The 13,900-nt window shown below is 41.1% G+C and carries 16 protein-coding genes; 13 read left to right on the forward strand and 3 right to left on the reverse strand.

The window, feature by feature from the left end:
- The first annotated feature begins 76 nt into the window (after positions 1-76).
- The 6 genes from rfbA (at position 77) to ABT996_RS04910 (ending at position 5,179) form a co-directional block, all read left to right on the forward strand.
- Positions 77-949 (forward strand): glucose-1-phosphate thymidylyltransferase RfbA, encoded by an 873-nt coding sequence (gene rfbA, locus ABT996_RS04885; RefSeq protein WP_035446797.1) that lies wholly within the window; start codon positions 77-79, stop codon positions 947-949.
- A 12-nt stretch (positions 950-961) separates the two neighbouring features.
- Complete coding sequence (rfbC, locus tag ABT996_RS04890) at positions 962-1,531, forward strand: dTDP-4-dehydrorhamnose 3,5-epimerase (protein WP_035446799.1); 570 nt, start codon at positions 962-964, stop codon at positions 1,529-1,531.
- A 4-nt stretch (positions 1,532-1,535) separates the two neighbouring features.
- On the forward strand, positions 1,536-2,522 hold the full coding sequence (gene rfbB, locus ABT996_RS04895; protein ID WP_035446801.1) for a dTDP-glucose 4,6-dehydratase: 987 nt from the start codon (positions 1,536-1,538) through the stop codon (positions 2,520-2,522).
- Positions 2,523-2,611: 89 nt separating this feature from the next.
- Complete coding sequence (gene rfbD, locus ABT996_RS04900; protein ID WP_035446803.1) at positions 2,612-3,451, forward strand: dTDP-4-dehydrorhamnose reductase; 840 nt, start codon at positions 2,612-2,614, stop codon at positions 3,449-3,451.
- 16 nt (positions 3,452-3,467) lie between these two features.
- Positions 3,468-4,598 carry a glycosyltransferase family 4 protein gene (locus ABT996_RS04905; RefSeq protein WP_035446805.1) on the forward strand — a complete coding sequence of 377 codons (1,131 nt, stop codon included), beginning with the start codon at positions 3,468-3,470 and terminating at the stop codon, positions 4,596-4,598.
- A gap of 11 nt (positions 4,599-4,609) precedes the next feature.
- Positions 4,610-5,179, forward strand: a complete 570-nt coding sequence (locus ABT996_RS04910) for a glycosyltransferase family protein (RefSeq protein WP_052006301.1) — start codon at positions 4,610-4,612, stop codon at positions 5,177-5,179.
- Positions 5,180-5,678: 499 nt separating this feature from the next.
- Here ABT996_RS04910 and ABT996_RS04915 read toward each other — a convergent pair whose 3' ends face one another.
- From ABT996_RS04915 to ABT996_RS04925, 3 genes are read right to left on the reverse strand one after another with little or no spacing between them, the layout of a single operon-like run.
- Entirely contained in the window at positions 5,679-6,491 is an 813-nt protein-coding gene (locus ABT996_RS04915) for a transporter substrate-binding domain-containing protein (protein WP_035446807.1), read from the reverse strand.
- A gap of 15 nt (positions 6,492-6,506) precedes the next feature.
- Positions 6,507-7,253: an amino acid ABC transporter ATP-binding protein gene (locus ABT996_RS04920; protein ID WP_010690248.1), complete on the reverse strand. Its 747-nt coding sequence runs from the start codon at positions 7,251-7,253 to the stop codon at positions 6,507-6,509.
- Between the two features lie 12 nt (positions 7,254-7,265).
- The gene (locus tag ABT996_RS04925; protein ID WP_010690249.1) at positions 7,266-7,964 is read right to left on the reverse strand and encodes an amino acid ABC transporter permease; all 699 of its coding nucleotides are present in this window, start codon (positions 7,962-7,964) and stop codon (positions 7,266-7,268) included.
- A 210-nt stretch (positions 7,965-8,174) separates the two neighbouring features.
- Here ABT996_RS04925 and ABT996_RS04930 point away from each other — a divergent pair, with 210 nt between their 5' ends.
- The 7 genes from ABT996_RS04930 (at position 8,175) to ABT996_RS04960 (ending at position 13,798) form a co-directional block, all read left to right on the forward strand.
- On the forward strand, positions 8,175-8,591 hold the full coding sequence (locus tag ABT996_RS04930; protein ID WP_035446901.1) for a helix-turn-helix domain-containing protein: 417 nt from the start codon (positions 8,175-8,177) through the stop codon (positions 8,589-8,591).
- Positions 8,578-9,420 (forward strand): YitT family protein, encoded by an 843-nt coding sequence (locus tag ABT996_RS04935; protein WP_180978419.1) that lies wholly within the window; start codon positions 8,578-8,580, stop codon positions 9,418-9,420. The genes ABT996_RS04930 and ABT996_RS04935 overlap by 14 nt, the downstream gene beginning before the upstream one ends.
- 392 nt (positions 9,421-9,812) lie before the next feature.
- The gene (gene nhaC / locus ABT996_RS04940; protein WP_035446808.1) at positions 9,813-11,186 is read left to right on the forward strand and encodes a Na+/H+ antiporter NhaC; all 1,374 of its coding nucleotides are present in this window, start codon (positions 9,813-9,815) and stop codon (positions 11,184-11,186) included.
- Between the two features lie 84 nt (positions 11,187-11,270).
- Positions 11,271-11,999 carry a TerC family protein gene (locus tag ABT996_RS04945; protein ID WP_010690255.1) on the forward strand — a complete coding sequence of 243 codons (729 nt, stop codon included), beginning with the start codon at positions 11,271-11,273 and terminating at the stop codon, positions 11,997-11,999.
- Positions 12,000-12,010: 11 nt separating this feature from the next.
- On the forward strand, positions 12,011-12,535 hold the full coding sequence (locus tag ABT996_RS04950; protein ID WP_035446809.1) for a GNAT family N-acetyltransferase: 525 nt from the start codon (positions 12,011-12,013) through the stop codon (positions 12,533-12,535).
- 21 nt (positions 12,536-12,556) lie between these two features.
- A complete protein-coding gene (gene trxA / locus ABT996_RS04955) occupies positions 12,557-12,868 on the forward strand; it encodes a thioredoxin (RefSeq protein WP_081797059.1) in 312 nt (103 codons plus the stop codon).
- Positions 12,869-12,949: 81 nt separating this feature from the next.
- A complete protein-coding gene (locus tag ABT996_RS04960) occupies positions 12,950-13,798 on the forward strand; it encodes a DegV family protein (RefSeq protein ID WP_035446811.1) in 849 nt (282 codons plus the stop codon).
- Positions 13,799-13,900 lie beyond the last annotated feature (102 nt).

Consider the following 13,900-nt stretch of genomic DNA (forward strand, 5'->3'; position numbering starts at 1 on the left):
ATGTCGGTATGCGAAAATTAACTTGAATATTCAGTAAATCATAATGTTTCTTATGTTTTAATTAAAGGAGTCTTCTATGAAAGGCATAGTTTTAGCTGGTGGAAGTGGGACGCGTCTTTATCCGATCACGCGTGGTATTTCCAAGCAATTGATCCCAGTATATGATAAGCCAATGATCTATTATCCGCTGTCAACGCTGATGTTGGCAGGGATCAGAGATATTTTATTGATCTCGACCCCAGAGTACACACCATTATTTGAAGAACTTTTAGGTGATGGGTCCGATTTCGGGATAAATCTTTCCTATAAGGTCCAAGAAAAACCAAATGGCTTGGCGGAAGCCTTTATCTTAGGTAAGGAGTTTATTGGTGACGATCCAGTCTGCCTAATTTTAGGCGATAATATTTATTACGGCAGTGGATTGAGTCAACTACTAAGAGATGCTACTAAAAAGGAAAAAGGAGCAACCGTTTTTGGTTATCATGTGACTGATCCTGAGCGTTTTGGTGTGGTGGAATTTGACAAAGACCATCATGCTTTATCGATCGAAGAAAAGCCAGCTGAACCTAAGAGTAACTATGCGGTCACAGGGCTTTATTTCTACGATAATGATGTTGTTTCGATCGCCGAGGGCTTGGAACCATCAGCACGTGGAGAATTGGAGATCACTGATATCAATAAAGAATATCTAAAGCGCGGTGATCTAGATGTTAAGCTCATGGGACGCGGATACGCCTGGTTGGACACTGGAACACATGATTCGATGTTGGAGGCTTCGAGCTTTATCGCTACGATCCAAAAACGTCAGAATTTAAAAGTTGCTAGCTTAGAAGAGATCGCATATCGTCAAGGCTGGATCTCTAAAGAACGCTTGATAGAATTAGTGCAACCAATGAAGAAAAACGACTATGGGCAATATTTATTGCGTTTAGCCAATGAAGATAAGTAGGAGTAGTTAAACATGGTTAAAGTTATCGATACAAAGTTACAAGATGCTAAGATCATCGAGACTGATGTTTTTGGTGATCATCGTGGTTTTTTCACGGAAACATATACAAAGCAAAAATTTGTCGAAGCAGGGATCGATTTTGATTTCACCCAAGACAACCAATCACTTTCAGTTGAACCAGGTGTCTTAAGAGGCTTGCATTATCAACGTGCGCCTTATGCTCAAACTAAATTATTACGGGCTGTTACAGGTGTTATCTATGATGTGATCGTTGATATTCGTAAAGGCTCACCTACATATGGTCAATGGCAAGGTTTTATCTTAAGTGAGTACAACCACCGCCAATTATTAGTACCAAAAGGTTTTGCACATGGTTTTGTGACCTTGACCCCAAATGTGAATGTAGCTTACAAAGTTGATGGCTACTACAATCCAGAAGCTGATGGTGGGATCGCATTTGATGACCCAGATCTAGGGATCGACTGGCCAATGCCGCTCGAACATCTGATCTTATCGGATAAAGACAAAAAACATCCACGTTTAAAAGATGCTGATCTAAACTTTACTTACGGAAAGGACTAACCTGATGAAAAACTTACTTGTAACAGGCGGTGCCGGTTTTATCGGTAGTAACTTTGTCCGCTACATGCTCGAAAAATATCCTGAATATAAGATCGTTAACTTAGATCTATTGACCTATGCTGGTAATATTCATAATTTAGATGATCTAAAGGACAACCCTAGTCATGTCTTTGTTCACGGCAATATTACAAACCGTGAATTGGTCGAACATTTAGTAAAAGAACATGATATCGATACGATCGTAAACTTTGCGGCTGAAAGTCATGTTGACCGTTCGATCTTACATCCAGAAGTTTTTGTAGAAACAAATGTGCAAGGTACATTGGCACTCTTGCACGTAGCTAAGACAATGGGCTTAGAAAAATATTTGCAAGTTTCGACTGATGAAGTTTACGGTACTTTGGGTAAAGAAGGGTACTTCAGTGAAACGACACCGTTAGCACCTAACTCACCATATTCAGCAAGTAAAGCTTCCGCTGATCTGTTAGTTCGTGCTTACTATGAAACTTATGGTCTGAATGTGAATATCACACGTTGTTCAAACAACTACGGACCATACCAATTCCCTGAAAAATTGATCCCATTGATGACATCAAATGGGATGGACGGTAAGAAATTACCGATCTATGGGGATGGTAAAAATATCCGCGATTGGCTTCATGTCTACGATCACTGCCAAGCAATCGACCTTGTTTTACATAAGGGTCGCAAGGGTGAAGTTTATAATGTCGGTGGACATAATGAACGGACAAATAATGAGATCGTGCACTTGATCGTTGAACAACTTGGTTTAGGTGAAGATGCAATTGAATATGTTGCTGATCGTTTGGGTCACGACCGCCGTTATGCGATCGACCCAACAAAGATCGAAACTGAACTCGGTTGGAAGCCAAAATATACTTTTGATACAGGTATCGTTGAAACTGTTGATTGGTATTTAAATAACGAAGACTGGTGGCGCCCACTAAAAGAACGTGCAGCCTTGAATTAAAAAATAAGCGATAAGAGGTTGGTGTTATTTAGCTACATCAACCTCTTATTCAGTAAGGACAGAAAGTTAAAATTTAGGAGATAAATAAGATGAAAATTTTGATCACTGGTGGCAATGGACAATTAGGTCAAGAATTGCAACATTTATTAGATGAGCGTGGGATCGCTTATGATGCAGCTGATGTCGATGTATTGGATATCACTGATGAAGCTAAGGTTGATACCTACTTTGCTAAAAATCGTCCCGAAGTCGTTTACCATTGTGCGGCTTACACAGCGGTCGATAAAGCTGAAGGTGAAGGCAAAAAGGTCAATGAATTGGTCAATGCAGTCGGTTCAGAGATCATGGCTAAGGCTTGCCAAAAATATGATGCTTTAATGGTCTATGTCAGCACCGACTATGTCTTTGATGGCTCACGCACAGAAGGTGAATATATGCCTGATGATCCTAAAGGTCCACGTAATGAATATGGTCGGACTAAGCTCTTAGGTGAACAAGCAGTCGAAAAATACTGTGATAAGTATTATATCGTACGGACAGCTTGGGTCTATGGCAAATGGGGCCACAACTTTGTTTATACGATGTTGAACTTAGCTAAAAACCATGATCGTTTGACCGTAGTCTCAGATCAGATTGGTCGTCCAACTTGGACACGGACGTTAGCTGAATTTTTGACCTACTTAGTTGATAATAAGATCGACTATGGTGTCTATCAATGCAGTAATGACGGACAATGCTCATGGTATGAATTTGCAACAGAGATCTTGAAAGACAAAGATGTCGAAGTTGCTCCAGTTTCATCCGATGAATATCCGACTGCTGCTTTTCGTCCGCACTACTCAGTGATGCATTTGGCTAAAGAAACAGGCTTTGAATTTCCAATGTGGCAAGATGCATTGGCTGAATTTATGAAACAGATCGAAGAATAACAGAAGGTGAATTTTCTTGAAATTAACGGTAATGTCACTTACCGATCCCAAAGATAAGCGGACCTGGTCAGGAACGACGAGTAATATGTACGAAGCTTTGAAGAGAAATGGGCTTGAAGTTGACACGCTCACGCTGAAAAATTGGTTTACACGCTTTTATATCCGAGCAACAATGTTTTACTTGAATCGGATAAAGAAGCAAGGGGTAACCAACTTTGAAACGACCGTACTTGGTGCCAAGTATTGGGGAAAAAGGGCTGATAAACTGATCCATGATCAAGATAAGAAGTCGAATTATTATTTTTGTCCGGCGGGAGCTTCAATAATAGCTTTCGCACATAGTCAGGCTAAATTTGTCGATCTCCCCGATGCCACCTATGCTTTAATGAACAACTATTATTATGCTGGTGTGGATAAAAAAGGTGCAGATAATGGTGATGAGATAGATCAAAAAGCGCTAACGAGAGCTGATAAGATCATCTTACCAAGCCAATGGGCATATAAAAGTGTCCAAAACGACTATGACCAACCAGAAGGTAAATTATCTTTGATCCCTTTTGGCGCCAATATGCCTGATGTGAAAATCACACCTAAGACATTAACAAGCAAAGAGATCAATATATTACTTGTGGGAGTCGAGTGGAAGCGTAAGGGTGTAGACATAGCTTTAGATATAGTTGCTAAGTTAAATGAAAATAGTTTAGCAGGCTATCATTATACTCTGACGATCGTTGGGCTAGATAAACCAAGTGATTTTACTCAAAGTGACGTGATCTTCAAGGGAAGATTAGATAAAAATGACCCTGCAGAATTAAGTAGCCTGCAAGCTGAATACGAGCAAGCAGACCTATTTCTTTTACCTACTCAAGCTGAAGCAGCAGGGATCGTTTTTGCAGAAGCTGCTATGTATGCTTTGCCGGTTTTCACTTATAATACTGGTGGTGTTTCACAATATGTATTGAATGGAAAAACTGGCTACGCTTTGCCTACATCAGCCAATAGTACAGATTTTGTGCAACAGATCGAAGCCTTAGTGACAGATGACACTAACTATCACAACATGTCAAGGAAAGCGCGAGATTATTATGATACAACGCTAAATTGGGATGCTTGGGCAGATAGTGTTAAAAGTTTTTTGAAGAGTTAAAGGGAAAAAAGATGGCAAAAAAAGTATGTGTGGTCTTGGTGACGTATAATCGCTTAACGTGTTTGGAAAAACTTCTAGCGCAAATGGACGAAACAGGCGCTAAAGTAGCGTTACCAAGTCGTGAGGATGAAAATTATACTGACCGTGTCTGTCTTGACCTTGACTTGGAAGATCATAACAAATTCTGGGCTTCGCTACGTAAGCAAGTAGCGCCACATCCGTTAGACAAAGAAACGTACTTTGTCAAAGATATGACTTTTGAGGGACCATTGATGACATTAGATATTTCCAAAAAAGTTGGTCTTCCAGATAAAGATTACTTTATCTTCTTTGATGATACAGATTATGCTTACCGCTTAGCGCAACATACAAAACTTATTTATGTCACAGATGCCAAATTAAGACGACAATTAGCAGGTGGAAACCCAAATCGAGATAGTGCTGAGCGAGAATATACTTGGCGTAACTACTATATGATGCGCAATAACATTCTCTTTGATAAGCGTTACGGTAAAAATTGGAAAGTTCGCCATTTAAGCCCAACGATCATGATGGCACATATGTTGGTGTTGTCTAAGTGAAATAAGCATTTAAAACACAATTTCCCGATCATTATGAAAGCATGGTATGATGGGATCCGCGGAAAAAGCGGCAAACGTGTCGATCCTAATTATTAATTCGATCAGCTCCCAGTTTTGGGGGATTTTTTGTATTCTTCTAAAAAAATTGCTATATTCAACAAAAAAATTTAGATAAGAGGTTAAAAATATTTTAAGGGTAATTTTTGATATTGCGTTTTCATTATTAGCATAGTATCATTTAAATATAAATAAATTAACTTAACAGGCTACATAGTTAGTTTATACAATATATATTCTCTATTTCCCCGTGTTTGTCGCTGGTTCCGATGGCTGGGGATTTTTTATTTTTGCTATGATAGCGGTACCGTAGAGTGCTTTTTTTCTAATTATTGTAAACTACCTTTTGGAAAATATGAGCGGTCCAATTTATTTAGTGAGCCGTTTCTAATATAAGAAAAGCCCCTGTCCATCTCACGGACAGGGGCCTTTACTAAATTAATTATTTCGTAATGTCGCCACCGACATATTTTTCAGAAATTTCTTTTAATTTACCATCTTTGCGTAGCTTATCGAGCGCCTTATCAACGCTCTTTTGTAATGATTTATCTTTCTTAGACATCAAAGCCCCGATCTTAGCTGGATCTTCTTCTTTGGAAACATCAGTTGCTTTAAGACCTTTAGTTGAGTGGTCCTTTTTATAAGCATACCAAGCAGACATCGAGTTGATCGCACCTTTAGCGCGGTCTTGTTTGACCAAGTCAAGTGAAGTTGTAAAGTCAGAGGATGGAACGACTGTCGCTTTATATTTTTTAGCGATGATCGCATTGTCAGTCCCAGTCCCAGCTGCGATCTTTTGGCCCTTGATCTGGCTTAGCTTAGTCAGATCAGAATCTTTTTTAGTGATCAAAGCAAAGTGTGAGTAGATATAAGGCTTGGAGAAGAGATATTTTTCTTTACGCTCTTTAGTGATCGTTACGTTGTTTAAAACAACATCATATTTTCCTGTATCAAGCCCAGCGATCAAACCATCCCACTTAGTAGGAACAAATTTAGCTTTGAGCCCCATTTCCTTGGCGAGTTGTTTACCTAGCTCCACTTCAAAGCCAGTCAATTTACCGTCCTTACGGTAAGAATATGGGGCAAATGTTCCTTCTAATCCAATGGTCAAAGTTCCCTTTTCCTTTAATTCTTTAGTTGTTTGTGCTGGAAGTTTTTCCGCAGCCGAAATATTTTGGGACTTTACGGCGTTCAAGGCAAAAGTCAAGCCTAGGACACCTGCGACAGCTAAGATGCTTTTAAATGTTTTTTTCATGATAAATTCCTTTCGTTAATTCAAGTTATCTAAAGTCATAGCACTGATGAATTCTTTGATCCGTAAATCATTTGAGTTGAAGAAATCATCTTTTGACCCTGAGAAATTGATCTGTCCGTCTTCGATAAAGAGGATCTTATCGGCAACATGACGCGCAAATTCCAAGTTATGAGTCACGATGATCAGTGATTGTTTTTCGTTCGCTAATTCTAAGAGCACTTTTAAAACTTCAAGTTCCAACTCAGGATCAAGCGCGCTAGTTGGCTCGTCTAAGAGAATGTAACGCGGGCGCATCGCCAGTGAACGGGCGATCGCAACGCGTTGAGCTTGACCACCTGAGAGTTGGTTAGGATAGGCATCGGCTTTTTGTTTGAGTCCGACTTTATCCAATAGTTCCAAGGCGCGTTTTTTAGCAGTTTGTTTATCTTCTTTTAAGACGTGAACTGGTCCTTCCATGACGTTTTTTAAGACCGTCAAATGGGGAAAGAGGTTGTAGTCTTGAAAGACCATTTCTGTTTTTTGGCGGACTGCTAAGGTTTCTTTTTTTGTGATCTTTTTGGCAAAATCAAGCTCGATCCCATCACAATCATAGGTTCCACTCTCAGGGCGTTCAAGTAAGTTCAACGAACGTAAGAGTGTCGATTTACCCGAGCCAGAGGGACCCACTAAGACCGTTGTTTCGTGGTCGTTAAATGCAGTTGTGATATCTTTGAGCGCAGTTTGTGTGCCAAAAGTTTTAGTTACATTTTTAAGTCTCAACATAATTATGCCTCCCTATACTTGGGGCTTGAGGTAACGGGTCGTCACCTTTTCAAGCCAACTTTGAACAAACGATAATATCGTACATAAAATCGCGTATAGAGCGGCCACCGTACAGTACATTACTAAAGGTTGGTAGTTTTCGGCTGCGATCTGTTGACTGACTTCAAACATTTCAACGATCGTGATCGTCGAAGCTAGTGAAGTGTCTTTGACTAAGCCGATAAAACTATTTGACAGCGGCGGTAACGAGACGCGCGCTGCTTGCGGAATGATGATCCTAAAGAGCGTCTGGAAGCGTGTCATCCCGATCGCTTGGGCTGCCTCCCATTGCCCCTTAGGAATCGATTCGATGGCTGCTCGGATCGTTTCGGAGGCATAAGCGCCAGTATTTAACGTAAAGACGATAATACCTGCCGTAAATGGTTCGAGCTTGATCCCGTCAGGAAAGACGCCTTTGATCGTCAAATATGGAAGTCCGAAGTAGACGATAAATAATTGAACGATCAAAGGAGTGCTACGGAAAAGCCACACATAGAATCTAAAAATTGCTTTGATAATCAAAAATGGACCTTTAGTCTGTGAAATACGGATCAAAGCCGTGATCAAAGCCAACACGAGCCCTAGGGCAAACGAGATGACTGCGAGCGGGATCGTATATTTGATCCCCGCACTGATCAGTTCCGGCAATGATGACCAAACTGTGTGCCACATTTTATCCACCACCTTTAAAATTAATGTACTTTTAGTAAGTTAAGACCACTTAATTGTACGTGGTTCTGGCAAAATAAGCAATAGTAAAAGCCTAATTACTTAAAATAAGTTATTTTTGTTAAAAAAGATAACGATAGATCTGTTCCCCTTTCCCCGATAAGCTCAAATTAATGTTAAAATTAAGGTAACTAAACAAAAGTGGGTGATCAGATGTTTCCAGAAAGACTACGGGCCTTAAGACTAGGGGCGGGGCTATCGTTAAGTGAATTAGCACAAGCACTGAACCAAATGGAGGTCTCATATAGCAAACGCAACAAAACGATCTCACAGATCGGAAAATGGGAGCGAGGCACGACCACACCATCTTATCTGGAAGTTTTGCAGTTAGCAGAATATTTCCAGGTGTCACTAGATTATTTAAGTGGGCGTTCGTACGACAATTATGATCTTAATGAATTATTTGCTTCCAATGCGCAATTATCATTTCAACAACAGAAGCTGACAGCGAAGACACGTGGTGAGATCTATGCCTTGATCAAAGGTTATTTGAATCAGCCAATTGCTACAAAGCAAACGACTGAAGAGATCAGCTTAGATTTAGGGTGGGATCACAGTGAACATAAATAGAACTATTGTAAAAAATATTGCTTTAAATTTTATTGGCGCGCTCGTCTATGCGTTAGCGATCAATTCCTTTTTGATCCCAAGCAAATTAGGTGAAGGTGGCGTGACGGGGCTGATGACGATCTTTTATTACTGGATCGGATTTCCGCCAGCACTGACGAACTTGATCTTAAATGGGATCTTATTATTTGTGGGCTGGAAGATGCTGAGTAAACAGACAGTGTTATACACGATCGTGGCGATCGCTAGTATCTCGTTTTGGCTCAAACTCACCAGTCAGATCCAGTTCAAGCTCCATGATCCACTGGTGGCAGCGATCATTGGTGGTGTTTTGATGGGGATCGCAATGGGTATCATTATGAAAGGCGAAGGCACCACAGCGGGCAGTACGATCTTGGCTAAGATCATGAACAAATACTTTGGGATCAAGACCGGTTCGGCGATGCTCGGTTTTGATCTGCTGGTGGCGGTCCCGTCATTTGTCTTGATCGGTTTTGAAAATATGCTCCTGACGATCATTGAATTATACATTTCAGCAGTAGTTTTAAATAAAATGTTAGAAGCATTTATTGCGAAACGGGCTTTTACGATCATTTCAGATAAGAGTGAAACGATCGCCCAGGCGTTATCAAATCTCAACCAAACAGGGATCACATTACTGGATGGGCATGGCTATGTCAGTGGGCAGCCTAAAAAGATCATCTATTGTGTTTGTGAAGCTAAGTTGCAAGTCAAAGTCATGGATAAGATCGCCCAGATCGATTCGACCGCTTTTGTGGTCTTAGACGAGGTCAGAAGCGCTTATGGCAATAACTTAATTAAATTATTATAAAAATTAGTTGACATTGCTCTAATATGTTTGTATTATGAATAGCAACAGAAGTCGTAGAAGTAGTCCTATCATCTGGGAGTCAGAAAGCTGGCGGTCGATGCGAGCCAGTCAGGGTGGTAGGTGCCAAATATAGACGACGTGATTCTGAACGGCAGACCGGACCGTTATCGCACCGGTGAAAGTGAAGTGAGTTTTATTACTTGCTTAAGCTGGGTGGTACCACGGTTTATTTAAGTCGTCCCTTTTTTAGTTAAAGGGGCGACTTTTTTTGTGGTCAGTCAAGAATTTAGGAGGGAATTTTGTGCACAAATGCTGTGGACTTTTGCGCTATTTACATAACGAGAGGAACTTAAGGTAACGAAGATAATTTCAGATTCGGGGGAATAATTAGGATGAAAAAGATAAATTTTGGAGAAGCAATTATTATTTTAGTTTTGATGTTAGCCATTTTAGGGACAGGGGTCATCGGATTTGGTCTCTCGCCCCAATTGCCCGTTTTATTTGTCGTCGCTTTGCTTATCGCATGGGCTAAGGTCAAAAAAGCAACTTGGGATGAAGTACATGATGGGATCACGGAAGGTATCACGACGGCGATCATTCCGATCTTTATCTTCTTGTTGATCGGGACTTTGATCGCAGTTTGGATCAAGGCGGGCATCATTCCAGCCTTGATGGTCTTTGGCTTTAATAGCTTGAGTGTTAAATTCTTTGTACCATCGGCCTTTATCGTTTGTTCGTTGGTCGGGTTATCGATCGGGAGTGGTTTTACCACGATCTCAACGGTCGGGATCGCGATCTTAGGTATGGGGATGACGATGGGCTTGAATCCAGCTTTAGTAGCGGGTGCGATCTTATCAGGTGCGATCTTTGGCGATAAGATGTCGCCGTTGTCTGATTCGACCAACTTAGCTTCAGCCGTGGCTGGGTCTGAACTTTTTGCCCATATTAAAAATATGATGTGGACAACGATCCCCGCATTTTTGATCTCTTTAGTTGGTTTTTTAGCGCTCGGACATGCCAGCAAAGCACCAGATATGACCCGGGTCAATGAAACGATCAATATTTTAAATCAACATTTTACGATCAATTGGTGGGCTAGTTTACCGATCATCTTGATGTTTGTCTGTGCTTGGTGCAAGATCCCTGCGATCCCGACCTTGTTTATCAACATTTTTGTTTCAACGGTGATGATCTTTATCAATGATCCGCATTTTACGATCAAACAATTAGCTAGCTTGGTAGAGACCGGTTTTGTGGCTCAAACCAAAAACGCCGACGTAAACGCACTATTGACTCGTGGTGGGATCTCCAACATGATGGGAACAGTTTCCTTGATCATCATGACATTGGCTTTAGGTGGACTTTTGATGAAATTTGGGATCGTCGCCGCTGCGATGGATCCATTAGCTAAGAAATTAAATACACCGGGCAAATTAGTTACCGTGACGATCTGTTCTGGGATCGCGATCAACTTATTTGTCGGAGAACAATACCTCTCTGTGATCTTACCAGGCCGTGCGTTTAAGGGTGCGTTTGAACGCTTGAAACTCGATCCGTTGAGCTTGAGTCGGGTCTTAGAAGACGGTGGGAGCGTCATCAACTACTTGGTCCCATGGGGCGTAGCTGGTTCATTTGCAGCTTCGACATTAGGCATCTCAGTTTTAGCTTTCTTACCATTTACCTTCTTTAGTTTATTGTGTCCAGTATTTTCGATCTTGAGTGGGATCTCTGGTATTGGGTTGAAATGGCAAAAAAAGTCAGCATAGAAGTTAATTGATTTTACAAAATTTTTCGCAGTGTGCTAGGATAAAAGACGGAGAATAAATTAATAGAGAAAGCGAAGAGAAAAAGTGGATATCTTAACTAAATTATATGGTCCTTTTTTTGATGTAAACAACTGGAAGACGGTGATTGAATCCGGTGAAGACTGGATGATCATTTTCTCCTTAGTTTTGATCGAATGTCTATTGTCCGTCGATAATGCGATCGTGTTAGCTGCCCAGACCCAAAAGTTGCCCGATAAAAAGCAACAAGAAAAATCACTTTTCTATGGTCTTTGGGGCGCCTATATCTTCCGCTTTGCTTTGATCGGGGTCGGCTCTTATCTGATCCACTTCTGGGAGATCAAGGTGTTAGGTGCAGGTTATCTGATGTATCTATCGCTCAATCACTTTTATCGGATGAAGTATCCTGAGCGTGCTAAGCGGAAAAAGGGCAAAAAACGCAAACCGATCTTGCCGTTGTTTTGGTCCGTCGTGATCTCGATCGAATTGATGGATATCGTCTTTTCGATCGATTCGATCTTAGCTTCGTTAGCGATCTCACCTAATCCAGTCATCGTCTTGATCGGTGGCTTGATCGGGATCTTGTGTATGCGGGGGATCGCAGAAGTTATCATGCGACTGATCGATATCGTGCCAGAGCTTGAAGTGATGGCGTACTTTTTGATCGGTCTGATCGCGATCAAGTTATTCTTAACGATCCCGATGATCGATATCGAGATCCCGGCTGCGGCCTTTGGGATCGTAGTCTTGGCCTCGGTCGTAGTGACTTTGGTCGTTCATAAAGTTAGAAATTAAGAGGAAGTTTCATGTTATTGCAGCGGTTAGATTTTTTATTGCCGTACACAGTCAAACGATTGACCCCAGCTGATGTAGATGAGATCTTAGCTTTACAGGCTAAACATTCAGAATATCATCAGCATTATCAAACAAATCCAGTAACTAAAGCAGATATTTTAGCTGAATTAGAAACATTGCCGTCAAAAGCTTTACCAGAGCAAAAGTTTTATCTAGGTTTTTATGCTCAAGACGAGTTAGTGGTGCTGGTAGATCTGGTCTTAGATCATCCGCAAGCTAATTGCGCTTGGTTAGGGCTAGTGATGACCGAAAAGACAAAGTTGCGTCAGCACTATGCCACTAAAGTTTTGACGGCACTCAGATCCGCGTTGAAGCGTGAAGGCTACAAAGAGTTAATGACTTCATCAGCCTTGTCAGATGTAAATGCGCAAGCCTTTTTGAATGTGCAGGGGTTTGAACAAGGAATGGTGACTTCGGTGTATGACCCTAAATTAGGCCATGATATCCAAGTCGTTCTTCGAGGGATCGAGTTATAATTAGATATTTGGGGTGATGATTTGAACGCAGAGACATTTGCACAAAAAACGGCCAAGGGTCTGGTCTTAGTTGACTTTTATGCCGACTGGTGTGGGCCTTGTAAGTTACTTGAGCCGGTATTAAAGACTTTAGAGCAAGAATTTGGTGAGCAGATCAAATTTGTCAAAGTCGACGTCCAACAAGACCAAGATCTAGCGGTGGCTAATAATGTGATGAGTATTCCAACGATGCTATTATTCGTCGATGGAGTTGCCAAAGAAAAATTGACTGGTTACAAACATTTGGCGGATATGCGTCAATATTTGACCAGTAAGATTGAACAATATAGTTAGATCAAAGAGGCTACAAAAACTTGTAGCCTCTTTTGTGATAGAATAATAGTAATTACTTTTTACAATAGGTGTCTTAATAAAATGAAAATAGCGATTTTAACGGATAGCTCAGCTGTGATCGATGCTGATGCTGCCGCGAATTTAGATGTAAAAATATTAGCTTTACCGTTACTTTTGGGACAAAAAGTATACTATGAAGGTCAAGATCTCCGTGATGGCGAGCTTTTTGACCTCGTGAATGACTCTAAAGAAACACTAAATATTGCTTCAGTCTCGCGGGAAACGCTCGCTCAACAGATGCAGATCTTAGCTGATGACGGCTATACGGATGTGATCTGCATCTATTTAGCTAACGGGATCAATGCTTTAGATGAAAATTTACGAGCATACGCTAAAGCGGAAGTGCGCGCTTTGAATGTACACCTGTTTGATTCACATACAACAGGCTTAGCGCAGGCAAAATTAGTGCGTCACGCGGCCAAACTAGTCAAAGCCGGTGAAAATGTTACCCAGATCTTAGCCGAGTTAAGTGTGATGCGTGATAAGACGCAGACCATCGTGATCGATGATATTCGTAATTTGCGTAAAACTGGTTACGTCTCAAATGGAACTCCGGTCGTTGGCAATGCTTTATTACACTTAAAGACGCTACTGGAATTTACAGATGATGGTAAATTAGCAGTCTTGGATACGAGTGTTCGGATGAAAAAGGCATATCATAAGGTGCTCGAACAGATCAATAGTAGTGGACAAGTAGTGACCGATCTCATGTTGATGTGTGATGAAGCTTCAGCTGAAACAGCCAATAAGTGGCTACAAGAGTTTCAAGCTGATCTTCCAGAAACAAGACTTGAGATCACACGGCTCAAACCCTCGATCAGAGCGCATGTGGGTGAAAAGAGCCTTTTAGTCAGTTGGATCTATGCTTAAGAATAATGAGGGCCCACCACGATAGCTTGATCGTGGCGGGCCCTTGTTTGCATTATGAGCTAGTTTTTTGTAAGAAAAAAGTCCCTGATACGAGGGACTCAA

Origin of the sequence: Ligilactobacillus sp. RTP31139st1_D10_RTP31139_211217, assembly GCF_040226755.1 — a bacterium.
GTDB classification, from domain to species: domain Bacteria; phylum Bacillota; class Bacilli; order Lactobacillales; family Lactobacillaceae; genus Ligilactobacillus; species Ligilactobacillus animalis.

What these genes read in the sequence shown, in the direction of transcription:
- ABT996_RS04960 (WP_035446811.1), top strand. Translation starts at nt 12,950, where the DNA reads ATGAAAATAGCGATTTTAACGGATAGCTCAGCTGTGATCGATGCTGAT.
- rfbD (WP_035446803.1), top strand. Translation starts at nt 2,612, where the DNA reads ATGAAAATTTTGATCACTGGTGGCAATGGACAATTAGGTCAAGAATTG.
- rfbA (WP_035446797.1), top strand. Translation starts at nt 77, where the DNA reads ATGAAAGGCATAGTTTTAGCTGGTGGAAGTGGGACGCGTCTTTATCCG.
- nhaC (WP_035446808.1), top strand. Translation starts at nt 9,813, where the DNA reads ATGAAAAAGATAAATTTTGGAGAAGCAATTATTATTTTAGTTTTGATG.
- ABT996_RS04930 (WP_035446901.1), top strand. Translation starts at nt 8,175, where the DNA reads ATGTTTCCAGAAAGACTACGGGCCTTAAGACTAGGGGCGGGGCTATCG.
- ABT996_RS04910 (WP_052006301.1), top strand. Translation starts at nt 4,610, where the DNA reads ATGGCAAAAAAAGTATGTGTGGTCTTGGTGACGTATAATCGCTTAACG.
- ABT996_RS04950 (WP_035446809.1), top strand. Translation starts at nt 12,011, where the DNA reads ATGTTATTGCAGCGGTTAGATTTTTTATTGCCGTACACAGTCAAACGA.
- ABT996_RS04925 (WP_010690249.1), bottom strand. Translation starts at nt 7,964, where the DNA reads ATGTGGCACACAGTTTGGTCATCATTGCCGGAACTGATCAGTGCGGGG.
- ABT996_RS04920 (WP_010690248.1), bottom strand. Translation starts at nt 7,253, where the DNA reads ATGTTGAGACTTAAAAATGTAACTAAAACTTTTGGCACACAAACTGCG.
- ABT996_RS04915 (WP_035446807.1), bottom strand. Translation starts at nt 6,491, where the DNA reads ATGAAAAAAACATTTAAAAGCATCTTAGCTGTCGCAGGTGTCCTAGGC.
- rfbB (WP_035446801.1), top strand. Translation starts at nt 1,536, where the DNA reads ATGAAAAACTTACTTGTAACAGGCGGTGCCGGTTTTATCGGTAGTAAC.
- rfbC (WP_035446799.1), top strand. Translation starts at nt 962, where the DNA reads ATGGTTAAAGTTATCGATACAAAGTTACAAGATGCTAAGATCATCGAG.